The 23,107-nt window shown below is 46.7% G+C and carries 26 protein-coding genes; all 26 read left to right on the forward strand.

Annotated elements, in window-relative coordinates:
• Positions 1-7: 7 nt before the first annotated feature.
• The 26 genes from V5J77_RS11675 (at position 8) to V5J77_RS11800 (ending at position 23,059) form a co-directional block, all read left to right on the forward strand.
• Positions 8-640: a flagellar biosynthetic protein FliO gene (locus V5J77_RS11675; protein WP_338555947.1), complete on the forward strand. Its 633-nt coding sequence runs from the start codon at positions 8-10 to the stop codon at positions 638-640.
• A complete protein-coding gene (gene fliP, locus V5J77_RS11680) occupies positions 630-1,385 on the forward strand; it encodes a flagellar type III secretion system pore protein FliP (RefSeq protein WP_338555949.1) in 756 nt (251 codons plus the stop codon). The genes V5J77_RS11675 and fliP overlap by 11 nt, the downstream gene beginning before the upstream one ends.
• Before the next feature lie 21 nt (positions 1,386-1,406).
• Positions 1,407-1,676 (forward strand): flagellar biosynthesis protein FliQ, encoded by a 270-nt coding sequence (gene fliQ, locus V5J77_RS11685; RefSeq protein ID WP_338555951.1) that lies wholly within the window; start codon positions 1,407-1,409, stop codon positions 1,674-1,676.
• 15 nt (positions 1,677-1,691) lie between these two features.
• Entirely contained in the window at positions 1,692-2,480 is a 789-nt protein-coding gene (gene fliR, locus V5J77_RS11690) for a flagellar biosynthetic protein FliR (RefSeq protein ID WP_338555953.1), read from the forward strand.
• An 11-nt stretch (positions 2,481-2,491) separates the two neighbouring features.
• Positions 2,492-3,592, forward strand: a complete 1,101-nt coding sequence (gene flhB / locus V5J77_RS11695; protein WP_338555955.1) for a flagellar biosynthesis protein FlhB — start codon at positions 2,492-2,494, stop codon at positions 3,590-3,592.
• Between the two features lie 21 nt (positions 3,593-3,613).
• Positions 3,614-5,647, forward strand: coding sequence for a flagellar biosynthesis protein FlhA (gene flhA / locus V5J77_RS11700; protein WP_338555957.1), 2,034 nt, complete (start codon positions 3,614-3,616; stop codon positions 5,645-5,647).
• A complete protein-coding gene (gene flhF / locus V5J77_RS11705; RefSeq protein WP_338555959.1) occupies positions 5,644-6,873 on the forward strand; it encodes a flagellar biosynthesis protein FlhF in 1,230 nt (409 codons plus the stop codon). Before flhA ends, flhF begins: the two co-directional genes overlap by 4 nt.
• Entirely contained in the window at positions 6,866-7,738 is an 873-nt protein-coding gene (locus tag V5J77_RS11710; RefSeq protein ID WP_338555961.1) for a MinD/ParA family protein, read from the forward strand. Before flhF ends, V5J77_RS11710 begins: the two co-directional genes overlap by 8 nt.
• Positions 7,739-7,764: 26 nt before the next feature.
• Complete coding sequence (locus V5J77_RS11715) at positions 7,765-9,054, forward strand: chemotaxis response regulator protein-glutamate methylesterase (RefSeq protein WP_338555963.1); 1,290 nt, start codon at positions 7,765-7,767, stop codon at positions 9,052-9,054.
• Positions 9,055-9,094: 40 nt separating this feature from the next.
• Entirely contained in the window at positions 9,095-11,185 is a 2,091-nt protein-coding gene (locus tag V5J77_RS11720) for a chemotaxis protein CheA (RefSeq protein ID WP_338555965.1), read from the forward strand.
• 12 nt (positions 11,186-11,197) lie between these two features.
• Entirely contained in the window at positions 11,198-11,659 is a 462-nt protein-coding gene (locus V5J77_RS11725; protein ID WP_338555967.1) for a chemotaxis protein CheW, read from the forward strand.
• 2 nt (positions 11,660-11,661) lie between these two features.
• The gene (locus V5J77_RS11730) at positions 11,662-12,282 is read left to right on the forward strand and encodes a chemotaxis protein CheC (RefSeq protein WP_338555969.1); all 621 of its coding nucleotides are present in this window, start codon (positions 11,662-11,664) and stop codon (positions 12,280-12,282) included.
• Complete coding sequence (locus V5J77_RS11735) at positions 12,279-12,773, forward strand: chemotaxis protein CheD (RefSeq protein ID WP_338555971.1); 495 nt, start codon at positions 12,279-12,281, stop codon at positions 12,771-12,773. The genes V5J77_RS11730 and V5J77_RS11735 overlap by 4 nt, the downstream gene beginning before the upstream one ends.
• A gap of 6 nt (positions 12,774-12,779) precedes the next feature.
• The gene (locus V5J77_RS11740) at positions 12,780-13,226 is read left to right on the forward strand and encodes a hypothetical protein (RefSeq protein WP_338555973.1); all 447 of its coding nucleotides are present in this window, start codon (positions 12,780-12,782) and stop codon (positions 13,224-13,226) included.
• A gap of 5 nt (positions 13,227-13,231) precedes the next feature.
• Positions 13,232-14,002: a FliA/WhiG family RNA polymerase sigma factor gene (locus V5J77_RS11745; RefSeq protein WP_338555975.1), complete on the forward strand. Its 771-nt coding sequence runs from the start codon at positions 13,232-13,234 to the stop codon at positions 14,000-14,002.
• Positions 14,003-14,016: 14 nt separating this feature from the next.
• The gene (locus V5J77_RS11750; protein WP_338555977.1) at positions 14,017-15,423 is read left to right on the forward strand and encodes a FapA family protein; all 1,407 of its coding nucleotides are present in this window, start codon (positions 14,017-14,019) and stop codon (positions 15,421-15,423) included.
• A 38-nt stretch (positions 15,424-15,461) separates the two neighbouring features.
• Positions 15,462-15,785: a hypothetical protein gene (locus V5J77_RS11755; protein WP_338555979.1), complete on the forward strand. Its 324-nt coding sequence runs from the start codon at positions 15,462-15,464 to the stop codon at positions 15,783-15,785.
• 18 nt (positions 15,786-15,803) lie between these two features.
• Positions 15,804-16,361, forward strand: a complete 558-nt coding sequence (locus V5J77_RS11760) for a hypothetical protein (protein ID WP_338555981.1) — start codon at positions 15,804-15,806, stop codon at positions 16,359-16,361.
• The gene (locus V5J77_RS11765) at positions 16,354-16,965 is read left to right on the forward strand and encodes a hypothetical protein (protein WP_338555983.1); all 612 of its coding nucleotides are present in this window, start codon (positions 16,354-16,356) and stop codon (positions 16,963-16,965) included. The genes V5J77_RS11760 and V5J77_RS11765 overlap by 8 nt, the downstream gene beginning before the upstream one ends.
• A 194-nt stretch (positions 16,966-17,159) precedes the next feature.
• Positions 17,160-17,858: a 30S ribosomal protein S2 gene (rpsB, locus tag V5J77_RS11770; RefSeq protein WP_046230742.1), complete on the forward strand. Its 699-nt coding sequence runs from the start codon at positions 17,160-17,162 to the stop codon at positions 17,856-17,858.
• A 211-nt stretch (positions 17,859-18,069) separates the two neighbouring features.
• Positions 18,070-18,720, forward strand: a complete 651-nt coding sequence (gene tsf, locus V5J77_RS11775) for a translation elongation factor Ts (protein ID WP_338555985.1) — start codon at positions 18,070-18,072, stop codon at positions 18,718-18,720.
• Between the two features lie 122 nt (positions 18,721-18,842).
• Positions 18,843-19,571 carry a UMP kinase gene (pyrH, locus tag V5J77_RS11780; protein ID WP_338555987.1) on the forward strand — a complete coding sequence of 243 codons (729 nt, stop codon included), beginning with the start codon at positions 18,843-18,845 and terminating at the stop codon, positions 19,569-19,571.
• A complete protein-coding gene (gene frr / locus V5J77_RS11785; protein WP_338555989.1) occupies positions 19,571-20,125 on the forward strand; it encodes a ribosome recycling factor in 555 nt (184 codons plus the stop codon). The genes pyrH and frr overlap by 1 nt, the downstream gene beginning before the upstream one ends.
• 152 nt (positions 20,126-20,277) lie before the next feature.
• The gene (locus V5J77_RS11790; protein ID WP_338555991.1) at positions 20,278-21,042 is read left to right on the forward strand and encodes an isoprenyl transferase; all 765 of its coding nucleotides are present in this window, start codon (positions 20,278-20,280) and stop codon (positions 21,040-21,042) included.
• A 28-nt stretch (positions 21,043-21,070) separates the two neighbouring features.
• Positions 21,071-21,865 carry a phosphatidate cytidylyltransferase gene (locus V5J77_RS11795; RefSeq protein ID WP_338555993.1) on the forward strand — a complete coding sequence of 265 codons (795 nt, stop codon included), beginning with the start codon at positions 21,071-21,073 and terminating at the stop codon, positions 21,863-21,865.
• A 54-nt stretch (positions 21,866-21,919) separates the two neighbouring features.
• Positions 21,920-23,059: a 1-deoxy-D-xylulose-5-phosphate reductoisomerase gene (locus V5J77_RS11800; RefSeq protein ID WP_338555995.1), complete on the forward strand. Its 1,140-nt coding sequence runs from the start codon at positions 21,920-21,922 to the stop codon at positions 23,057-23,059.
• The last annotated feature ends 48 nt before the right edge of the window (positions 23,060-23,107 follow it).

A 23,107-nucleotide genomic window follows, 5' to 3' on the forward strand; every position in this document is an offset into this window, starting at 1 on the left:
GTATGCGATGGTCAAACTTAAAGCTCGTGTAACGCTTATATTGTTTTCAGGCATGGCCGTTCTGCCTGCCGCCGCTTTTGCGGGAGCAGCTCAGACGAGCCAGCCTGAATCACCATATACTAGCCCGTCCAACATGGCAGGTAGTGTGGTATGGGTTATCTTTTCTTTGTTGCTAATTATCGGGTTAATCATTGTTGTTATTAAATGGCTCTCGCGGCGCAACCGAGCGTTCGGAGGAACAAATCGTTCGCTTCGCTCGCTCGGGGGCATTTCCTTAGGTCAAAATCATTCGCTTCAAGTTGTTGAGCTTGCAGGCCGTCTATATATTGTAGGGGTTGGTGAGAACATTACCTTGCTGGATAAGATTGATGATGAGGCACAGGCTGAGGCAATTATTGAGGCAATGGAGAGGCAAGTGCAGGGTGGCTGGTCGCCTAGCGCTTTGACGGGCTTAATCTCACGCTTTCGTCAAGGCACTGGCGAGCAGGAACCACGAGATGAACAGTGGAATGATGCTTCTTCGTTTCAGAATGTGCTCAAGGACAAGATGAATCGTCAGGCGGATCGCAAGCAGCAGCTCGAAGCACTCCTCAAAGACCCTAACCCTAATGAACGGTTGAATGATGATCATGAAAAATAAATGGTGGATAGCTCTTGTTGCGGTACAGTTAACCGGACTCATATTTCAATCACATGCTTTTGCTGAACCGCTGCCGAACGTAGAAATTAACTTTGGCAATACGGGCAGTGATCAGCCGAACCCTAGCGCGCTATCGATATTGTTGCTTATTACTGTACTAAGCATAGCACCTGCTATTCTAGTATTAATGACCAGCTTTACACGCATTATTATCGTGCTAAGCTTTGTTCGAACATCCCTCGGTACGCAGATGATGCCGCCGAACCAAGTGCTGATCGGACTTGCGATGTTTTTAACCTTTTTTATTATGGCCCCTACCTTTGGTCAAGTAAACGAGGTAGCCTTTCAGCCCTATTTGAAAGGGGAAATTTCCCAAACAGCGGCTTTCGAGAAGGCGTCTGTGCCGATGAAGGCGTTTATGTTCAAGCAGACGAGGGAGAAGGACTTGAAGCTGTTTATGGATTACACGAAGACGGAAAAGCCGGCAACATTCGAGGATATTCCACTGACGGTTCTCATTCCGGCATATGCGATTAGCGAAATTAAGACAGCCTTTCAAATGGGCTTTCTAATATTCATACCATTTCTCGTCATTGATATGATTGTAGCGAGTACATTGATGGCGATGGGGATGATGATGCTTCCGCCAGTAATGATTTCATTGCCGTTCAAGCTTTTGCTGTTCGTCATGGTAGATGGCTGGTATTTGATAGTCAAATCCTTGTTATTAAGCTTCAATACCTGACGACTGTAAGGGGGATGTTCAATGAGTGCCGATTTTATTATCGGTTTGGCAAGCGAGGCTGTATTTGTAGTTTTAAAAAGCAGCGCACCTATGCTCGCTATCGCTCTTGTTGTCGGACTATTGGTTAGTATTTTTCAAGCGACTACCCAGATTCAAGAGCAAACCTTAGCATTTGTTCCGAAAATCGTAGCGGTTTTTGCATCCGTTGTTTTGTTTGGGCCGTGGATTTTAAATACGATCGTCGATTTCACTTATAATCTGCTGGACAACCTGTATAAATATATCGGATAGGCGTGAATCGCAGCGATGGAGCTTATCGAAAAAAGTTTTCCTATTTTTTTGCTTATTTTTTGTCGAATTACATCATTTTTCGTCGTGGCTCCGATGTTTTCAGGTAAAATGGTGCCGAATGTTGCGAAGCTTGGGCTAGGTTTTTTTATATCCTTTATTGTGTTTCTCACTTATGGCGTGAACCAGACGGTGGCTACGGATGCAAGCTATGTGCTTTACGTTGTACAGGAAATATTGATTGGCCTGCTGTTCGGGTTTGTTGTTTATTTATTTTTTGTGGTCGTACAGACAGCAGGGGCATTAATGGATTTGCAAATTGGTTTTGCAATGGCGAACGTCGTCAATCCTTTGACGGGCACTTCGGCACCATTGCTGGGCAATTTTAAATACCTTATGCTCATTGTCATTTTCTTTTCCTTGAATGGTCATCATTATTTGCTTAAAGGGCTAATGGACAGTTACAAATGGATGCCGCTTGCTGGAGAGTTTTTTGCGAGAATCAGCAGTGGCAGCATTAGCGAGTTTTTAGTAAAGGCAGTTGGAAACACCTTCCTTCTAGCTTTGCAAGTTGCAGCACCGCTGGTCATTGCTATGTTTCTAACCGATGTTGGGCTGGGGTTTCTAGCCAAAACAGCGCCCCAATACAATGTGTTTGTTATTGGAATACCGCTCAAGCTCATTATCGGAATGATTTTGCTCGTGCTTTTAATGCCGGGACTTGCCGGATTATATGAACGGCTCTTTTCTATTATGTTTGATAATCTGGAGCAGCTATTCGTTATTTTCAAAGGGCCGAACGGGTAAAGGGGGCTGTAATGGTGCAATTGTATCGCTTAAAGCTCGACCTGCAGCTGTTCAGCCAAGAAAAAACGGAAAAAGCAACCCCGAAAAAACGCTCGGAATCACGTAAAAAAGGGCAGGTTTCCAAATCGGCGGATTTTCCCAGCTCCTTCATTTTATTGTTTACGTTCGCTGGTTTTGCTATGTTTGGCGGTTTTTACAAAAAGCGTATTATGACGATGTTCGATGATATATTCGAAAATTGGCTGCTTATGGAGCTGACCTCAGAAAATGTTTTCAACTTATTTTATACGCTAATAACCCAAATGCTGATTTTCTTGTTGCCGATATTTACGATAGCCATTTTGGTTGGCATTATTGGCAACGTTGCTCAATTTGGATTTCTGCTTACTGGAGAGCCGCTTAAGTTGAAGATCAGCAAGCTCAATCCACTCCAAGGATTAAAGCAAATATTCTCAATGCGCTCGATTGTGGAAATGCTTAAAAGCATGCTCAAGCTTGCAATCATTGGATTGCTGGTCTATCAGACGATTGCCAGTGATTGGAGCCGGTTGCTTTCGCTCTCAGATTTATCTGTTGAACAAATTTTCGCCTTTGCAGCTGGTTTGACAGTTAATTTGGGGATTAAGATCGGTGCTGCACTAGTCATACTTGCCTTTGCCGATTATTTGTATCAAAAGTATGAAAATGAGAAAAGCATGAAAATGTCCAAGCAGGACATTAAGGATGAGCATAAGAAATCAGAGGGTGATCCGCTAATTAAAGGCCGCATCCGTGAAAAACAGCGGCGAATGGCCATCCAGCGGATGATGCAGCAAATTCCGAATGCAGATGTCGTTATTACGAACCCGACGCATTTTGCAATCGCCTTGAAATATGATTCCTCTAATATGGAGGCGCCCGTTATTATTGCCAAAGGCATGGATCATGTGGCGCTGCGCATTAGGGAAATCGCCAAAGAGCACGGCGTTATAACGATGGAAAATAAGCCGCTTGCCAGAGCATTATACGAACGCGCCGAAATCGGAGATGCCATACCGGCAGATCTGTTCCAGGCGGTGGCGGAGGTGCTCGCATACGTTTACAAGCTGAAAGGCCGTGTCAAATCATCGTAATTTAAGGGAGGAGGAAGCGTCATGAAACCAAAAGATCTTATCGTTTTACTCGGGATCATAGGCATCGTGCTCATGATGGTTATTCCCATCCCTATTCTTTTGCTCGATATTTTGCTTATCCTGAATATTTCAGTTGCTTTAATGATATTGCTTATTGCAATGAATACGAAGGAAGCGCTGGAGTTTTCCATCTTTCCCGCCATTTTGCTTGTTACGACCTTATTTCGATTAGCGCTCAACGTTTCCACAACCCGGAACATTTTGCAGCATGCAGAAGCAGGGGAAGTTGTCGCAACATTCGGCAGATGGGTCGGCGGTGGGCAAATCGCAATCGGGTTTATCGTCTTCCTTATTCTCGTCGTCGTTCAGTTCATCGTTATTACAAAAGGTTCTGAGCGGGTGGCCGAGGTAGCAGCACGGTTTACGCTCGATGCGATGCCCGGCAAGCAAATGAGTATTGATGCCGACTTAAACGCGGGGCTCATTAATGAGCAGCAGGCGCGGGCTCGTCGTTCCAAGATTGAAAGAGAAGCAGATTTCTATGGAGCTATGGACGGTGCCAGTAAGTTTGTAAAAGGGGATGCGATTGCATCCATCATCATTCTCATTATTAACCTGGTTGGTGGATTTATAATCGGGATGGCAGTACATGGCTTTGCGTTTGCTGAGGCACTCGAAACCTATTCGATTCTAACGATCGGGGACGGCCTCGTCAGTCAAATTCCAGCATTGCTAATTTCGGTAGCAGCAGGCTTAATCGTTACACGGGCTGCATCGGATGGGAACCTGGCGCAGGACTTAACAGCACAGTTATTTAAATATCCTAATCTTTTATACATAGTTGCAGGAACTATTGCTATGCTTGGTCTCGTTTCGCCAATCGGCGTTCTTCGTACGTTCCCCTTTGCGGCGTTTCTCGCATTTGGAGCGTGGAGAATGAAGAAGTTGCAGGAGAAGCAAGTGGAGCAAGAGGAGATGCTTGTGGAAGAGCAGCAAATTGAAGAGGTTCGCAATCCGGAGAGCGTCATTGGCTTGCTGCAGGTGGATCCAATCGAGTTCGAATTTGGCTACGGCCTAATTCCACTGGCAGACACGCAGCAGGGCGGGGATTTGCTGGATCGAATCATTATGATCAGAAGGCAATGTGCGCTTGAGCTAGGTCTTGTCGTTCCCGTTATTCGAATCCGCGACAATATTCAATTAAGGCCCAATGAGTATGTGGTTAAGATTAAAGGGAATACGGTTGCGAAAGGCGAGCTTCTGCTCAATCATTATTTGGCAATGAGCCCAGGGTTCGATGATGAGTCGGTACTCGGTATCGAGACGACAGAGCCGGCATTCGGGCTTCCAGCCATTTGGATTGACGAGCAGATGAAGGAAAGAGCGGAAATGTCGGGATACACTGTCGTAGATCCGCCATCGGTTGTCGCCACGCATTTGACTGAAATTATTAAGCGTCATGCGCATGAGCTGCTCGGCCGTCAAGAGACGAAGGCGCTTATTGAAAATGTTAAGGAATCGTATCCAGCGCTTATCGACGATCTCATTCCTTCTGTTTTATCCATTGGCGATTTGCAAAAAGTGCTTGCCAAGCTGCTTCGTGAGAAAGTTTCGATTCGCGATTTGGTGACCATTTTTGAAACGCTAGCTGATCACGGCCACTATACGAAAGACCCCGATGTACTGACGGAATATGTCAGACAAGCGCTGTCAAGGCAAATTACTCAGCAGTTTGCGGCATCGGGAGACAAGCTTAAAGTGATTACAGTCGGGCCAGCGATGGAGAAGAAAATCGCTGAATCCGTGCAGCAGACCGATCAGGGAAGTTATATTGCGCTTGATCCGATCGTCACTCAACAAATTTATTCCAAGCTGAATGAGCAGGTTACACGGCAAATCCAGTCTGGACAGCAGCCTGTTGTGTTGACTTCACCTACAATCCGCATGTATTTGCGTCAGATTGTGGAGCGGACGATGCAGGAGGTTCCGGTCATTTCTTATAGTGAGCTTGAACCTAGCGTTGAAGTTCAGAGCGTAGGGGTGGTGAATTTATGAGAGTGAAACGTTATGTGGTCAATGCCCTTCCCGAGGCGCTGCCAATGATTCGAAGCGATCTTGGCAAGGATGCCGTTATATTGAATACGAAAGAAGTCAAAGTCGGCGGCTTCATGGGTATGTTTCGTAAAAAGAAAATGGAAGTTATTGCCGCTATTGAGTCCAGCGCTGCTGCCCCAAACAATCCGCCGCAGCAGCGCAAAGCGCCGGATGATGTCAGTGCCGTAATGGCTGCCATTACGGAGACGATGCAGAAGCAGCAGCGTGCAGCAGCGGCAAACGCAGCAGCTGCTACAGCTACGATTGAACCGCCGGCAAGAGCTGCGCCAGTTGCAGCGGCTTCTCCGGTAAGCGAACAGCTGATGGATGAAATTAAAGGGATTAAGCAGTCCCTCCTACAGCTTTCTTCTCAGAAAGCAGGAAATTCATTTTCGGAAGCTGCACAAGCGCTTCATAACCGCCTTCAAGAGCAGGAGCTGGAAGCGGAGTGGATCGATCAGCTAATGGCGATCATCTCTGAGCGGGAAGCGGAGCAAAGGGAGCCATTGACACGTTCGCAAGTATGGGAGCTAGCCAAACGGCAGTTGCTGGAATGGATGGCTCCATATGCTGCCGGCATGATTGATGAGCAGGCTAGAATCGTTCATTTTGTTGGTCCAACGGGCGTAGGAAAAACGACAACAATCGCTAAGCTTGCGGCTAATCAAACGATTAAGCATAACAAGAAAGTAGGCTTTATTACATCGGATACGTACCGAATTGCAGCCGTCGACCAACTGAGAACGTACGCGAATATATTAAATATTCCGCTGGAGGTTGTTTTTTCTCCTATGGATTTGCCGAAGGCATTCAAGCAGCTTGAAGACCGAGAGCTCATCTATATGGACACGGCTGGCCGCAACTTCCGTAATGAGCTGAATGTCTCAGAAGTGAATAGCCTGCTTCAATCGCATGATCGTAACGAAACGGTGCTTGTGCTGAGTCTTACCGGCAAAACGAAGGATATGACGTCAGTAGCCGGAAACTTTGTGAAATACGGCATCGAGAAGGTATTGTTTACGAAGCAGGATGAAACGGCGGTGTACGGCTCTATTTTCAACCTTGTGATGAAGTTTGGTTTAACACCGACTTATGTGGCAAGAGGGCAGACGGTGCCGGACGATATTGGTCGTTTTGACGCTGCTGCTTATATGTTTGACTTGCTGGGGGAAGCAGACGATGAATGATCAGGCTGAAGCGCTGCGACATATGGTAAAGGCAAGCAGCAGCGAAGGCAGCAAGCGCGAGACGCGCATTTTGGCAGTCACCAGCGGCAAGGGCGGTGTGGGCAAGTCCAACTTTAGTCTCAATTTTGCGCTGATGCTTCAGAGGCTGGGTCAGAAGGTTCTCGTTTTTGATGTCGATATTGGAATGGCCAATATTGATATACTGATGGGCGTACGCTCCTCCTACCATTTATACCATTTGTTCAAGCAGGACAAAACGATTTGGGATGTCGTTCAGGAAGGGCCCGAAGGGCTGCATTATATTGCAGGTGGATCAGGCATCAAGGATTTGCTGGAGCTGTCGGATAAAGAACTGACTTTGTTTATGGAGCAGGTTTCCAAGCTTCAAGGTCTGTACGACGTTATTGTGTTTGATACGGGAGCGGGACTTTCCAAGGAAACGGCGAGATTTATTGCCGCAGCTCAGGAAACCATCGTTGTTACGACGCCAGAGCCGACATCTATAACCGATGCGTATGCCTTGATTAAGATGGTAAAAGCGATGGGTATCCATCCTAATTTCAGACTTGTTGTTAATCGGGCAGACAGCAAGCGGGAAGGTCGACTAACAGCAGATAAAATCAATTTGGCTGCTGAGCGCTTCCTAGAAGCCTCCTTGCCATTTCTTGGGCTTGTTCCCGATGATGCTCATGTGGGCAAGGCAGTAAAACGCCAGATTCCTTTCACGATTGCCTACCCAGGCAGTGAAGCATCGAAAGCGATGCATGAAATTGCAGTTCGTTTTCTCGAAATCAATAGACCGGAATCTGATGCTAAAAACGGTGTAAAGGGATTTTTGCATAAATTATTCAAGCTAACGAGATAGTCCTTTTAATCAGGGGAGGGGAAAAGATGGCTCCTTATCGTGTACTTATTGTAGATGATTCTGCTTTTATGAGAAAAATTTTTAGTGACCTAATTTTAAAAGATTCAATGTTTTCAATTATAGCGACTGCAACCAATGGGGCCGAAGCTGTTAAAGCAGTGGAAAAATGGAAGCCCGACGTTGTGACACTTGATCTGGAAATGCCTGAAATGAATGGACTTGAAGCTTTGCAAAAGATTATGAAACAAAATCCGACACCGGTCATTATGCTGTCCGGCATTAGTGAGGATAATACGCGGGATACAATCAAAGCCTTGCAATTTGGAGCATTTGACTTTATACGCAAGCCGTCAGGCATTGCAACAAATGATATTATCCAGGTTGGGGAGCAATTGATTGAGAAGCTAAAAACTGCCGTACAGGCGAGGAAGCCTTCATTCATTGAAGAGAAGATGGAGCTGCCAGATAAGGCAAAGGAGTTAGAAACGAAAAAGCCTCCAACAACCGAAGCACAGACAAAAGCAGCATCACGGCTTGCTGCACCTACTACGGCGAAGAAGAGAACGGAAATTACGCCGCCCATAAAGCCGCCCAGCATTAGCAAAAAGCCGGAACAGCCAGCGGCAGCCAAAACGGTGGCGCCTTCCTCTACATATAAGCCAGTTGCTCCGCCAATTATAGCGAGCAAAAAAACGGAAGAGCCTTCCCCGCCGAAAAAAGAGCTGCCAAGGTCTACATCGTTTCAGCATATTGTCGCAATCGGCGCTTCAACAGGTGGACCACGTGCCTTGCATACGGTCATTAGCGCTTTGCCTAGGGATTTAGGTGCGCCTGTCCTAGTGGTTCAGCACATGCCTCCCAAATTTACAAAATCGCTGGCTCAGCGTCTCGACAGCTTCAGTGCGCTGCATGTCGTTGAAGCGGCTCAAGGCGACCGGGTACATCCGGGCGTTGTCTATGTTGCTCCCGGAGGCTATCATTTAGAGCTTGGCAAAGATAGTTCCGGTTATTATATTCATTTAACTGAGCAGCCGCTGCGCAATGGGCATCGTCCATCGGTAGATGTGATGTATGAATCATTGGTTCCTTTCAAGGAGCTAAAGCGTCATGCGGTCATCCTGACCGGAATGGGCAGCGATGGTACGAAGGGTCTTAAGCAGCTGGTTGAGAGCGGTGCGGTAACCTCCATAGGCGAGGCGGAGGAAACTTGCATCGTTTACGGTATGCCGCGCAGCGCCTACGAAAGCGGAGCAGTTAAGACCGTGCTCCCGCTGCAACAAATCGCTGCACGCATAGAAAGCTGTGTACTTAAATAACGATTGAAGCAATCACAAGTCTAGCAGGAGGTGCGATACAATGGATATGAATGCCTATCTGTCGATGTTCATCGACGAATCTAACGACCATCTTCAAAGTTTGAATGAAAACTTATTGCGACTGGAAGGCGAGCCGGAAGATCTGTCAATTGTTCAAAATATATTCCGTTCGGCTCATACTTTGAAAGGCATGTCGGCAACGATGGGATATGAGGATCTGGCTGCCTTAACACATGAAATGGAAAATGTGCTTGATCTTGTTCGCAATAGCAAGCTCAAGATGGACAGCTTTATATTTGATACCCTTTTCAAGGGTCTTGATGCGCTGGAGGCTATGGTGCAGGATGTCGTTAACGGTGGTACTGGTAAAGCGGATGTGACATCAATTGTGTCCGCACTTCAGTCGATTTTTAGCGGAGAGCATAAACAAGCGGAGCCGGATCAAAAGGCCGCAGCTACAGGCGAATCTGCCAGTGCGGACAAGCCTATTTTGCTGCTGGATGAATATCAGACTTCGGTTCTTAAGCAATCCATTGATAGCGGTCATCAGGCCTATCATATTCATGTAACGATTCGCGAGGACTGTTTGCTGAAGGCCGTTCGCGCCTATATGGTGTTCAACCTGCTAGAAGCACACGGAGAGATTGTGAAATCGGAGCCCTCTGTACAGGATTTGGAGCAGGAAAAATTCGATCGTTCCTTCACTGTATTTACAATTACACAGACGAAGCTGGAAGATCTGCACGTGCAAATTATGAATGTATCCGAAGTAGAGTCGGCAGTTGTGACTTTGCTTGATGAGGAGTCGCTTCATCTGCTCAGCACGCCAACAGCGAGCCAGCAAGCAGAGAATGAGATTAAGAAGGCGAAGGAAGAGGTTGCAGCGGCAATCGCTGTCATCGAGAAAAAAGACGAAGACAAGGCTCCTGCCGCGGCTGCACCTCGTAAAGAAGCTGCTGCTGCGGCTGCACCAGCAGCTGTTAATCGGACAATTCGCGTTGATATCGACCGTCTGGATACGCTGATGAATTTGTTTAGCGAACTGCTGATTGATCGCGTACGACTGGAACAGCTTTCAAGCGAAATCAAGCGCAATGATTTGACCGAGACGGTTGAGCATATGACGCGTGTAAGTACGGATTTGCAAAATATCGTACTCAAGCTGCGCATGGTTCCCGTCGATTCGGTGTTCAACCGTTTCCCGCGCATGATTCGCGATTTGGCGAAGTCGCTTGATAAAAAAATCGAATTGGTCATCACAGGTGCGGATACAGAGCTTGACCGTACCGTTATTGATGAAATAGGCGATCCGCTCGTTCACTTGCTTCGCAACTCAGTCGATCATGGCATCGAGACGGTGGAAGAACGTATTGCTGCTGGAAAGTCGGAGGTAGGAACCATTTACCTGCGCGCTTACCACAGCGGCAACCATGTGTTCATTGAAGTGGAAGAGGATGGACGCGGCATTAACCAAGAGCGCGTTCTGAAGACAGCGATCAAAAACGGCGTCGTTACCGAAGATGAGGCGAAAAAGCTGTCCAGCGACGAAATTAATATGCTGATTTTTGCAGCAGGTTTTAGTACAGCTGAGAAAATTTCAGATATTTCTGGACGCGGTGTAGGACTGGACGTTGTACGTTCCAAAATTACATCGCTCGGCGGAAATGTTACCATTGATTCGGCGTTTGGCAGAGGGACTAAATTTTCGGTACAGCTTCCGCTGACGTTGTCGATTATTTCGGCCATGCTGATCAAGCTGGGCTCGGAAAAATATGCGATTCCGCTATCCTCCATTGTGGAAACCAGCATTATCCGCAGATCGCAAATTTTGAACGTTCATGGCAATTTAATGATTGAATTCCGCAATACTGTTATTCCTCTTGTATCGCTGAGCCGTGTGCTTGAGACACCTGACTTTAATGATAGCGCCGAGGAAGAAACCGAAATTGTAGTGGTGCGCAAGGGAGAAAAATGGGCGGCGGTCACCGTTGATGAGTTTATCGGCCAAAACGAGATCGTGCTTAAAACGCTTGGCAAATATTTGACCAATATCGAGGCGATTTCTGGAGCGACGATTTTAGGTGACGGCCAAGTGGCATTAATTATTGATCCTAACGCATTAATCAAATAGGAGGTTTTCACAATGGGAGAAGAATTGAAGGTCATTGTTTTCGCGCTAGCTGAAGAGGAATACGGAATTGAAGTAGATAAAGTCAGAACGATAGAGCGGATGTCGCCGATTACTCGCGTACCTAAAACAGCTGCTTTTATTAAAGGCGTTATGAATTTGCGCGGTGTGGTTGTGCCTGTTGTCGATCTTCGTGGGCGTTTTGGCCTACCTGAGCAGGAACCGACAGATAATTCGCGAATTATAGTAGTAGCGGTAGATGATCTTGAAGTAGGATTTATTGTCGATTCCGCGAATGATGTCATAGATATCGATACGGACAACATCGACTCTCCACCAGAAATCGTTGGCGGTGTTAAAGCGAAATACTTGCACGGCATTGCTAAGCTTGGGGACAGCAGGCTGCTCATTATGTTAAATCTAGTTGAGGTGCTGAATAAAAACGAGATCGAACAGCTCATGCAACTGGAGGGATAAAAGTGCCACAATTCAGCAAGTTTGAAGCTTTTGAGCTCGACGTACTAAAGGAAGTTGGCAATATTGGCGCAGGCAATGCAGCTACTGCATTGTCTCGTCTCCTTAACAAGCCAGTCGATATGGGAGTGCCAAAGGTTAGCCTGCTGCCCTTTGAAGAAATTGCCGAACGCGTTGGAGGTACAGAGCAGGTCGTCATCGCCGTATTTTTAAGAGTGGAAGGCGAAGCGCCAGGAAATATGTTCTTCATTATTCAGGAGGATGCAGCAAAGCGTTTGCTTACTCAACTGCTGGCACTGCCTCATGACGATGAGACGGGCTATTCCGAAATGGAGTTTTCAGCTTTATGTGAAATCGGAAATATATTGACAGGCTCTTATCTGTCCTCGCTAGCTGATTTTACTCACTTGGCGATGGCTCCATCGGTTCCATCTGTTGCGCTGGACATGGCGGGTGCTATTTTAAGCTATGGCTTGCTGCAATATGGCGAGATGGGTGATTCCGCGCTGTTGATTGAAACGACATTTCTAGAAGACTGCCAAGACCTGGAAGGCCATTTTTTCCTCATACCCGATCCTGAATCGTTCACAAAAATTTTCCGCGCTTTGGGAGTAAATGTCGAATGATACAGCAAAATTTGATTAAGGTAGGAATGGCTGATTTAAATATTGCAACGGAGGGTTCCGTCCTCAAAACAACTGGGCTTGGTTCTTGTGTAGGGCTTACGCTATATGATCCGTATAATAAAGTAGCCGGTATGGCGCATGTCATGCTGCCTTCCTCTGAAATTGCAAGAGAGTCGACGATTAACGTGGCGAAATATGCGGATACAGCCATTCCTGAGCTTCTAGAACGGATGAAGCATGTGGGTGCACAGCAAAATCGCATAGTTGCGAAATTGGCTGGCGGCGCACAAATGTTCGCTTTTTCAGGGCAGTCGGACTCTATGCGCATTGGTCCAAGAAATGTCGAATCTTGTCTTGAGATCGTCAACAAATTCAAGATTCCCGTTTTTGCACAGGATACAGGCGGCAATTATGGTCGCACTATTGAGTTTGACAGCGGAAGCGGTCTGCTACTCATTCGCAGCGTACAGCTTGGAATAAAGGAGATTTGAATTAATATGATCGGAAATTGGCGATGGAATGTCGGATTAGGACTAACGGGTGTTATATTAACGATTCTTTTCTCACTCGGTAAAAATGCGGTCACAGTCATACTGCTACGCAGTGTATATGCATTCATCGCCTTTGTTGTCATTGCGTTTATACTGCGTGCGGTGCTTACGTTTATTTTGAAGCCTCCGGCACTACTGGATAACGGCGCTATAGAAGAAGATGGAGTAGGATCACAGTTTGATTTAACGACGCCGGACGAAAGCGAAGATTTAAATCAGCTGTTGAAAGACGGACTGGATACTCGCCCTGCACAAGGTGAGGCAGATGGCAAGCAGCAAATGTCGCAAGAGCAAGAGCCGTTTCGGCCATTAGCGCCGCCGCAGCTCGTGTCTGCACAAAACAAAGAACCGGAAGAACTGGCTAAAGTAGTACGTCACCTGACAGGAGGGTGAAAAATATGATTGCTTCTTTAAACATTCCGATGTGGCAAGCCTGGAAAGAAGAAGGGGATATTGAAGCGAAGAAGCGGCTTATTGAGCAATATTTGCCGCTTGTTGATTATGTGACCAATCGTATGGCTATTGGCCTGCCTAAAAATGTATCGAAGGATGACCTAGCCAGCAATGGCGTTATGGGACTAATTGATGCGATAGAGAAGTTTGACTACTGTCGGGGGCTGCAATTCGAGACCTATGCTTCCTGGCGCATTCGCGGCGCAATTATTGACGGTCTCCGTCAAGGCGACTGGGTACCGCGATCCGTGAGAGAGAAAGCGAAAAAAGTAGAAGAGGCTTATCAAAAGCTGGAACAACAGTATTTACGCTCGGTTTCCGATGCTGAAATTAGCAGTTATCTGAACATAACGGAAAAGGAGTTTACAACGATGCTCCAAGAGATTGCGGTAACGACTGTATGTTCGCTTGAGGATCCTCTTCGCGAGGAAGAATCGGAAACAAGACTTTCTCTGCTCGTGGATGAACGGGCAAAAAATCCTGACCATAAGGTCCATGAAGTATATTTGAAAGATTCGTTAGTGAATGGAATAGAGAAGCTGACGGAGAAAGAACGTATCGTCGTTTCCCTTTTTTATTATGAAGAGCTTTCTTTAAGTGAGATTGCAGACGTGATGTCGCTTTCGCCGTCACGGATTTCCCAGCTCCATTCCAAAGCTATTTTACGTCTTAGAGGAGCTTTATCCAAGCATAAAGATCAACTAATGCAGTACTAGAGTGGAGGCGTGTAATGGAAGGTCAATTATTGGATACTATAATGAGCGTTCAAATTTCCGCAGATAAAATGTCAGCCTTTTTGACATTCAAACGTTTGACGGATGATTTTGAATGCTCGGTCGAACAATTAGAGCAGTTTGTGCAAAGCAGTGGAGTGAGCGTTGGTGTTGTGCCCGGCGTCCTTCAAAGCATTTGTAACAATCCGCTCGCTTTTTATAAAGAGCAAACTTTAATTGCCGAAGGAAAGCCTGCTGAAGTTGGCAAGGATGGCTTTGTTCAATTTATTTACGATATGAAAAGCAAAGAGCGGCGCCCGGCCGAAAATGAAGATGGCACTGTGGATTTCAAGGAAATGACGCAATTGAAAAATGTGACGCGTGGTCAGCTGATTGCTGAGCTGGTAGCCCCTGCTGCCGGTGAGCCGGGTATAACGGTAACCGGGGATGAGGTAGCTTCGAAAGAAGGCAAGGCAGCGCGTTTTAAAATAGGAAAAAATGTCGTGCTGAACAATGAGCAAACTGCCATGTATGCGGCGCTGGACGGACTCATTACGATGACGGATAAGGATAAAATCAATGTATTTCCTATTTACGAGGTTAATGGCGACGTAGATTATAAAATAGGAAATATTGATTTTGTCGGTACCGTAGTCATCCGCGGGAATGTACTTAGCGGCTTCCGTATCAAATCTGCGGGAGATATTCGCATTATTGGCGGGGTTGAAGGCGCCGATTTGGACGCTGAAGGCTCCATCGAAATATCAGGTGGCATTATGGCCGGCAACAAAGGGTTTGTCAAAGCTGGTAAAAATGTGAAATGCTCCTTTATTCAGGATGGCAATGTTATTGCTGGCGATGATGTGCTCGTCTCGCAGAGCATTATGCACTCGAATGTTCGTGCTGGCAACAACGTCATTTGCTCTGGAGCCAAGGGGCTGATTGTTGGCGGGACTGTTCAAGCGGGTGAGCGCGTAAAGGCTCGTACCATTGGGAATACAATGTCTACCGCTACAGTAATTGAAGTAGGTGTAAAGCCGGAGCACCGCTCGGAGCTTCTGGAATTGCGCACAAAGCTTAAACAACACAATGAGAGTATGGATAAGGCAGATAAAGCGCTTGTAATTTTGGATCAATTGGCTGCAATTGGGCAGCTGACCGATGACAAAATGGCGATGCGCATCAAGCTTAGTGCGACTAGACGGCAGTCGATGACCGAAGTCGAGCAGTTCCGCGAGCGAATTTTGGAAATTGAGCGCACGCTGGAGGATAGCGACCAAGCTGGAGTTGACGTCAATAACACGATTTATGGCGGAATCAAAATTGTAATTGGCCGATATACGAAATATATTAAAGACCCGTTGCAGCGTGTTTCCTTTCAGTATTTAGATGGAGACATCTCGCAGGTTAATTACCGTTCGTAAAAACTTGAGCAAGCTGACCGAAGAGGGAGGTAATCAAGATGGCTTTCAAACCTATTGATTTGCAAATATCGGTTCCTCGCACACCGGAATCCAGCGTACTTCAAGGGCAGATGAATCATAAGCCGTTGTCGGATCAGACGAAGCTTGCCGAGCAGCAAGCTGCCCAGACCGAGCTAGTTCGTCACAAAAATACGGAAGTAGAGCATTCTGTAGGCTTAAACGTTCGTCAGGATCAAGAATCAAGCAAGTATTCAGATGAACGCAAGGGCAAACACAAAAAACAGGATGGGCAGGATAAGCATGAAGAAAGCCATCCCCCTGTGCATCCCTATAAGGGACATCATGTAGATATTTCGCTTTAAAGGCAGGTGGGAGCAATCATGTCTAACTGGCAATATATCGTTTTGCTTGGTGCAGTAGTCGTTGTTTTTGGGTTGCTTTTGCCTAGAAGGAAACAACCCGCAGCTGCACAAGCCGTCAATAATATGGAAGTTTCGCTGGAACAGTTTATGGAGAACATGGAGCAGGACAATCGGGAGCTTACTGCACTTATCGTGCAATCGCAGGAGGAAGCACGTGCTAAGGCGCAGCGCAGCGAGGCGCGTCTAGCGGACCTAGAGCGGAAATACAGCGCTTTGGAGCAATTATTAGAGCAGCAGAAGGCTGCCGCAGTATCAATGCCAATCGCACTGGTGCCGCCTGCTATGGCTGCTTCACCCGCTCCTCCTGTTCCTGCTGCACTGCTTGAAGAGCCTGAGGAGCTAGAAGAGCCAGCTCCGTCAGCGAAGCAAACGATCCAGCAGCGCTATCCCAATTTGTTTGAGCTTCATCAGCAGGGCAGGTCTATTGAGGCTATCGCTAAAAAAATGAATATGAACAAGGGCGAAGTCCAGCTTATCCTTCAGCTTGCGAAGCAGGAGGAGGGAACCCGTGTTTAAAAATCGCTTGTTTTTAACCGGGCTGGGTATTGGTATTATTGTCGGTGCATTATTGCTCCAAATGATGATCATTGGCGAATCCAGCCAGCAAAAGCTCAATAACCGCGACAACGCAAGTACAGAGCAAGGGGAAAAGATATATTCGCAAAGTGAAGTCGACGCCATGCTTGAAGCGCAGCGGGCAACGAGCAGCAATAAGGAAGAAGGTAAAGCTACTGCTACAGCTGCGCCTTCACCAGCTGTCTCGCCTGAGCCATCGCCAGTAGAGAGTGCTGCTCCTACTGCCTCCGCTGCAGCGTCACCAAAACAGACAGCAACGCCAGCTGACAACTCTTCAGCTGCTGCAGATACGGATGAGTTGTCACCTCGCAAAATGGTTCGCATATATGGAGGAACAAATCTGACTGCGGCGGCTAAAGTGTTGGCTTCGGAGCAGCTTATTAGTGATCAAGCGGCATTTATTCGCAAAATGAAGCAAGAAAAGAAACTGGTTCGCGCCGGTTATTTTTTATTTACAGGAACACCAACGCTTGAAGAAGTCATTACAACAATTACGACACAGCCGATGACGTCAGAGGAAGTTAAAGCGTTTAATTCACAATAAAATGGCGGAATGCGGTAATTTTCACCTAGAGATTGTTGCGTACGTCATGCAGTTATGGTATATTAATTGACGGTGTTAAAAACACACGCTGATTAATTTCGTTAACGGTGCTTCTGCTTAGGTGGAAGTTTTAGCGAAAGATGACGTCGGCGGAGGGCACTACAAAAAAACCATTATCAGGAGGTGTTGAAGAAATGGCGGTTATTTCCATGAAACAGCTACTTGAAGCTGGGGTACACTTCGGTCATCAGACTCGTCGTTGGAACCCGAAGATGGATCGTTATATCTTCACTGAAAGAAACGGAATTTACATTATCGATTTGCAAAAAACAGTTAAAAAAGTTGACGAGGCTTATAACTTCGTTCGCTCAATCGCTGCAGAGGGCGGCACTATGCTGTTCGTCGGCACGAAGAAGCAAGCTCAAGATTCCGTTAAGGAAGAAGCTGAGCGTTGCGGTAACTTCTACATCAACCAACGTTGGCTCGGCGGTACGCTGACTAACTTCCAAACGATTCAAAAACGTATTGACCGTTTGAAAACTTTGGAGAAATGGGAAGAGGATGGCACTTTCGAAGTTCTTCCTAAGAAAGAAGTTATTATTCTTCGCAAAGAAAAAGACCGTTTGGAAAAATTCCTCGGCGGCATCAAAGGCATGAAATCGTTGCCTAGCGCATTGTTCATCATCGATCCTCGTAAAGAGCGTATCGCTGTTGCTGAAGCACGCAAGCTTGGAATCCCTATCGTAGGTATCGTTGATACAAACTGCGATCCAGACGAAATTGACTATGTCATTCCTGGTAATGATGATGCAATTCGTGCAGTTAAATTGCTTACGTCCAAAATGGCTGATGCAATTGTTGAAGCTAACCAAGGTGAGCAAACAACTGCTTAATTCAATAAACGTAAGCTATTAGGCGAAGGGCGGTCAGAAGGTGAAAGCCTCTCACCGCCCTTTTCTCACGAATACCCAAGGTGAAACGGCCGAAAGCCGTCCTCTGGCGGCGCGGAGCGTTTCAGTCCGAGAAATATAAGCCTATTTATAAGGGGAAACTTATAAATTCTTATATTTTGTAAATAATTCGAAACCTTCAGGAGGGCTCAAAATGGCAGTTAGTGCGAGCGCAGTAAAAGAACTTCGCGAAAGAACAGGAGCAGGAATGCTCGATTGCAAAAAGGCTTTGGATCATACAGATGGTGATATCACGAAAGCGATTGAATTCCTTCGTGAGAAAGGCCTTGCTGCAGCAGCTAACAAAGCTGGACGTATTGCAACTGAAGGCGTTGTTGAATCCTACATCCATGCTGGCGGCCGTATTGGCGTTCTAGTTGAAGTTAACTGTGAAACAGACTTCGTTGCTAAAACAGACCAATTCCGCGAGTTCGCAAGAGATATCGCGATGCAAATCGCTGCTGCAAACCCTAAATTCGTTCGCCGCGAAGAAGTTCCTGGCGATGAGCTTGAGAAAGAACGCGAAATTTTGCGTGCACAAGCCCTTAACGAAGGCAAGCCTGAGAAAATCGTTGATAAAATGGTTGAAGGCCGCATTTCCAAATATTATGAAGAATATTGCTTGCTTGAGCAATCGTTCATCAAAAACCCAGACCAAACCGTTTCTGAGCTTCTTAACGAGAAGATCAACAAAATTGGTGAAAACATTTCAATCCGTCGTTTCGTTCGTTATGAGTTGGGCGAAGGTCTTGAGAAAAAAGTTGATAACTTCGTAGAAGAAGTTATGTCGCAAGCTAAACTGTAAACCGATCGCAAAGGCGGGGCGGGGCGTCCGCCTCGCCTGCTTTCGTAAGCGGAGAAAACTTTATATTATGATAACCGGATGCAATCTAAGAGCTTTAGATTCATTCATGGAGGTAAGCAACGTTGGAAAAACCCGTGTTTAAACGTATCGTATTAAAAGTTAGCGGTGAATCGTTGGCAGGAAATAATGGCTACGGTATTGAGGCTTCGACAATTGCTTCTATTGCAGAGCAAGTAAAGGAAGTTGTAGCATTCGGTGTTGAAGTTGCCATTGTTGTAGGCGGCGGTAATATTTGGCGCGGCATTGCAGGAACTGCTAAAGGGATTGATCGCGCAACGGCGGATTACATGGGAATGCTGGCTACAGTAATGAATTCTCTTGCTCTACAGGATGCATTGGAACAAATTGAAGTGCCAACCCGCGTACAATCCTCGATTGCTATGCAGCAAATCGCTGAGCCGTACATTAGACGTCGTGCTATTCGCCACCTGGAAAAGGGACGCGTCGTTATTTTCGCTGCTGGCACAGGCAACCCGTTTTTCTCAACAGACACGACAGCTGCATTGCGTGCTGCTGAGATCGAGGCTGAAGTCATTTTAATGGCCAAAAATAAAGTGGATGGCGTCTACTCTGCTGATCCATTCAAAGATCCAACTGCAGTCAAGTTCGAAGAGCTTACTTACATGGAAGTATTAAATAAAAATCTGGGTGTTATGGATGCAACAGCATCTTCGCTATGCATGGACAACAATATTCCGCTCGTTGTGTTTGCAATTACAGAGCAGGATAACATTAAGAAGGTCGTGCTGGGCGAAAAAATTGGCACCATTGTGAGAGGAAGTGTGAAATAATGCCTCAAGCTATTAAGAAAAATGCCGAAGAGCGTATGGAGAAAGCAATCGGTGCGTTGCGCCGCGATTTGGCCACGCTTCGTGCAGGCCGTGCATCAGCATCCTTGCTTGATCGTGTGCAGGTTGAATATTACGGTGCAATGACACCCGTTGCGCAGCTAGCTAACATTAACACGCCGGACTCCCGTACGCTGATGATTCAGCCGTGGGATAAAACATCGCTTGCAGCTATTGAAAAAGCGATTATGAAATCGGATCTTGGTTTAACGCCAGCTAATGACGGCTCAACGATTCGTATTTCGATTCCGCCGCTTACCGAAGAGCGTCGTACCGATCTTGTTAAAATGACGAAAAGATTCGGTGAAGAAGCGAAGGTTGCTGTTCGCAACATTCGTCGCGATGCGAATGATGATGTGAAAAAACTCGAAAAAACGGATATTTCAGAAGATGAGTCCCGTCGTCATCAAGATGACATTCAAAAGCTGACAGATCGTTTTATCGTTGAAGTTGATAAAGTATTGGTAGCTAAAGAAAAGGAAATTATGGAAGTATAATTTCGCTAAAGCCCCTCCGTTAGGTGGGGTTTGGTTTAAATATAAGGCTCTATTTTTAAAATGCCCTATATATCAACGCGAAACGCAAGCTGCCTTCTATTTGGCAGGCGGCAGTCGTTTACGCTTGTTAAATCCGGGTTGGAGGAACGAAGATGATCAGTCGACTTTGGGCTAAATTTAGCAAATCGTCTCCACGTCCGGCTGCTCCGCCACAATGGAGCAATGTGCCTAAACATATTGCCGTAATTATGGATGGAAACGGGCGTTGGGCCAAAGACCGTGGATTACCGCGAATAGCGGGTCATCATTCCGGGATGAAAGCGGTCAGACGTATTACGATGGCAGCAGACCGGCTCGGCGTTAAATATTTAACGCTTTATGCTTTTTCGACGGAAAACTGGAAAAGGCCTAAAGATGAAGTTGATTTTTTAATGAAGCTTCCTCAGCAATTTTTAGAAATTGAAATAGATGATTTAATGGAGAAAAATGTTCAGGTTCGCGTCATGGGGCACAGGGAGGACCTGCCTTCCTTTACCATTAAAGCGTTGGACGAAGCAATGAGCAAGACCGCAAATAATACGGGACTCGTACTTACTTTTGCGCTAAACTATGGCAGCCGCAAGGAAATGCTGGAAGCGGTCAAGGAGATCGCAGCGGATGTGCAAGAAGGACGGCTCACCTGTGACCAAATAGATGATCATGTGATGAGTTCCCATTTACTGACCCGCGACCTTCCAGATCCTGATCTGCTGATTCGCACAAGCGGAGAATTGCGCTTAAGCAATTTTATGCTCTGGCAGCTTGCCTACAGCGAAATGTGGTTTACGGACGTCTATTGGCCTGAATTTTCGGAGACCCATTTGGAAGAAGCGATTGAGGAGTATGGGCGGCGCGTACGACGATATGGCGGACTATAAGCTTCGATAACGGAGTGTGACCTATACATTGAAACAGCGAATAGTGACGGGAGTAGTAGCAGGCGCATTTTTTATTGCGCTTGCAGTAGCGGGAAGCTGGCTATATGCCGCTTTGCTCGTATTGCTCGCGATGGTAGGCTTTACTGAATATGTCAAGATGAACGGCCAAGCTTGGGCTCATCCGGCTTCATTGCTCGGATACGCGGGTGTGCTGTTTTTTGTGCTACCATGGAACCTGATTGGGGTAGAGACGCCATCCTTCATGTTTGTAACATGGGTGCTTGCATTTCTGCTGCTTGCTTTAACCGTTTTGACCAAAAACAAAACAACAATAGACCATGCGGCACTTATGCTGCTTGGTGCACTGTATGTTGGTGTGGGTTTTGGAGCAATGAATACGGTGAGACAGATGGACGATCATGGCTTGTTTTGGACATTTTTGCTTCTTGGCTGCATATGGTCCTCAGATATTGGCGCCTATTTTGCGGGGAAGGCTTTTGGCAAAAACAAGCTTTGGCCGTCCATTAGTCCAAATAAAACGATTGAGGGGGCGCTTGGAGGCGTTATGCTGTCGCTAGTTGTTGCGGCTATCGGCGCAGTTTTATTCCCCGACTTCATCGTATTTGGCAAAGCGCTTCTTATTGGGCTGCTTGCTGCTGTAGCTGGTCAGTTTGGTGATTTGATTCAATCGGCTTACAAACGAGTACGTGATATAAAAGATACAGGAAATGTATTGCCTGGTCATGGCGGCGTTTTGGATCGTTGCGACAGTTGGATAATCGTATTTCCATTGATCGTGCTCTCCGGACTGCTTCCTTTATAATTTGTAAAACAAGCAATAAGCATATGTCTAAACCGAGTGTCAGAGGAGATTAAGATGAAAAAAATAACGATTCTTGGATCAACAGGCTCCATTGGCACGCAAACGCTGGATGTTATTGCGAACGACCCGGAGCGTTTTCAGGTTGTCGGCTTATCGGCGGGCAGCAATACGGATCTGCTTATCGAGCAGGCAATCCGCTTCAAGCCATCCATCGTTTGCTTGTCAACGAAGGAAGCGGCTGAAGCAGTTGCCTCTTCGCTGCCTGCGGGAACTAGGGTCACTTACGGCGAGCAGGGCTTGATTGAGCTTGCTGAAGGAACAGATGCTGATATCGTCGTTACAGCGCTCGTGGGCAGCAGAGGACTCCCTGCGACGCTTGCAGCAATTGAAGCCGGCAAAACGATTGGCCTTGCGAACAAGGAGACGCTCGTAACGGCGGGGCATATCGTGATGGAGAGGGCCCGGAAAAAGGGTGTGCCGATTATTCCGATCGACAGCGAGCATTCGGCTATTTTTCAATGCTTGAATGGAGAAGACCGCAGATCGCTAAATCAGCTTACGCTGACAGCCTCAGGCGGCTCATTCCGCGATCGCACGCGCGAGCAATTGAAGGGCGTTACTGTGGCGGAAGCGCTGAATCATCCTAACTGGTCTATGGGGGCCAAAATCACAATTGATTCTGCCACAATGGCTAACAAAGGGCTGGAAGTCATTGAAGCCCACTGGCTGTTTGATGTTACATACGATCAAATTCATGTGCTTGTTCATCCGGAGAGTATTATTCACTCTTATGTGGAGTTTACTGACCATAGCGTAATCGCGCAGCTGGGGCTTCCCGATATGCGTGTGCCGATTCAATATGCGCTGACTTATCCGCATCGCTATCCAACGCCTACAGGCCGGCTTGATTTGGCGGCGATTGGCAAGCTTCATTTTCGAGAGATGGACTTTGAACGATATCCGTGCCTGCGTCTTGCCTTCGAATGCGGCAAAGCGGGACAATCAGCCCCTACAGTTTATAATGCGGCGAATGAAGTAGCAGTGGCGCGGTTTCTTGCTGGCGAAATCGAATTTTTGGATATTGAGCGCACGATTGAGGAAGTGCTATCTCGCCATCCTGTAACGGTTGTCGATACGCTGGAAGCTATCGCTGATGTCGACGCCTGGGCGCGTCAAATGGCTGCTACTGTGTAACTTGAACGCTGCTCTTGCGGTTCTCTTGTAACGGGTAGGAGAATAATG

The sequence above is a fragment of the Paenibacillus sp. KS-LC4 genome (genome assembly GCF_036894955.1).
Classification (GTDB): domain Bacteria; phylum Bacillota; class Bacilli; order Paenibacillales; family Paenibacillaceae; genus Pristimantibacillus.

Excerpts from the sequence above, each read along its gene's own strand:
- V5J77_RS11675 (WP_338555947.1), top strand. The coding sequence starts at position 8 with ATGGTCAAACTTAAAGCTCGTGTAACGCTTATATTGTTTTCAGGCATG.
- fliP (WP_338555949.1), top strand. The coding sequence starts at position 630 with ATGAAAAATAAATGGTGGATAGCTCTTGTTGCGGTACAGTTAACCGGA.
- fliQ (WP_338555951.1), top strand. The coding sequence starts at position 1,407 with ATGAGTGCCGATTTTATTATCGGTTTGGCAAGCGAGGCTGTATTTGTA.
- fliR (WP_338555953.1), top strand. The coding sequence starts at position 1,692 with ATGGAGCTTATCGAAAAAAGTTTTCCTATTTTTTTGCTTATTTTTTGT.
- flhB (WP_338555955.1), top strand. The coding sequence starts at position 2,492 with ATGGTGCAATTGTATCGCTTAAAGCTCGACCTGCAGCTGTTCAGCCAA.
- flhA (WP_338555957.1), top strand. The coding sequence starts at position 3,614 with ATGAAACCAAAAGATCTTATCGTTTTACTCGGGATCATAGGCATCGTG.
- flhF (WP_338555959.1), top strand. The coding sequence starts at position 5,644 with ATGAGAGTGAAACGTTATGTGGTCAATGCCCTTCCCGAGGCGCTGCCA.
- V5J77_RS11710 (WP_338555961.1), top strand. The coding sequence starts at position 6,866 with ATGAATGATCAGGCTGAAGCGCTGCGACATATGGTAAAGGCAAGCAGC.
- V5J77_RS11715 (WP_338555963.1), top strand. The coding sequence starts at position 7,765 with ATGGCTCCTTATCGTGTACTTATTGTAGATGATTCTGCTTTTATGAGA.
- V5J77_RS11720 (WP_338555965.1), top strand. The coding sequence starts at position 9,095 with ATGGATATGAATGCCTATCTGTCGATGTTCATCGACGAATCTAACGAC.
- V5J77_RS11725 (WP_338555967.1), top strand. The coding sequence starts at position 11,198 with ATGGGAGAAGAATTGAAGGTCATTGTTTTCGCGCTAGCTGAAGAGGAA.
- V5J77_RS11735 (WP_338555971.1), top strand. The coding sequence starts at position 12,279 with ATGATACAGCAAAATTTGATTAAGGTAGGAATGGCTGATTTAAATATT.
- V5J77_RS11740 (WP_338555973.1), top strand. The coding sequence starts at position 12,780 with ATGATCGGAAATTGGCGATGGAATGTCGGATTAGGACTAACGGGTGTT.
- V5J77_RS11745 (WP_338555975.1), top strand. The coding sequence starts at position 13,232 with ATGATTGCTTCTTTAAACATTCCGATGTGGCAAGCCTGGAAAGAAGAA.
- V5J77_RS11750 (WP_338555977.1), top strand. The coding sequence starts at position 14,017 with ATGGAAGGTCAATTATTGGATACTATAATGAGCGTTCAAATTTCCGCA.
- V5J77_RS11755 (WP_338555979.1), top strand. The coding sequence starts at position 15,462 with ATGGCTTTCAAACCTATTGATTTGCAAATATCGGTTCCTCGCACACCG.
- V5J77_RS11760 (WP_338555981.1), top strand. The coding sequence starts at position 15,804 with ATGTCTAACTGGCAATATATCGTTTTGCTTGGTGCAGTAGTCGTTGTT.
- rpsB (WP_046230742.1), top strand. The coding sequence starts at position 17,160 with ATGGCGGTTATTTCCATGAAACAGCTACTTGAAGCTGGGGTACACTTC.
- tsf (WP_338555985.1), top strand. The coding sequence starts at position 18,070 with ATGGCAGTTAGTGCGAGCGCAGTAAAAGAACTTCGCGAAAGAACAGGA.
- frr (WP_338555989.1), top strand. The coding sequence starts at position 19,571 with ATGCCTCAAGCTATTAAGAAAAATGCCGAAGAGCGTATGGAGAAAGCA.
- V5J77_RS11790 (WP_338555991.1), top strand. The coding sequence starts at position 20,278 with ATGATCAGTCGACTTTGGGCTAAATTTAGCAAATCGTCTCCACGTCCG.
- V5J77_RS11800 (WP_338555995.1), top strand. The coding sequence starts at position 21,920 with ATGAAAAAAATAACGATTCTTGGATCAACAGGCTCCATTGGCACGCAA.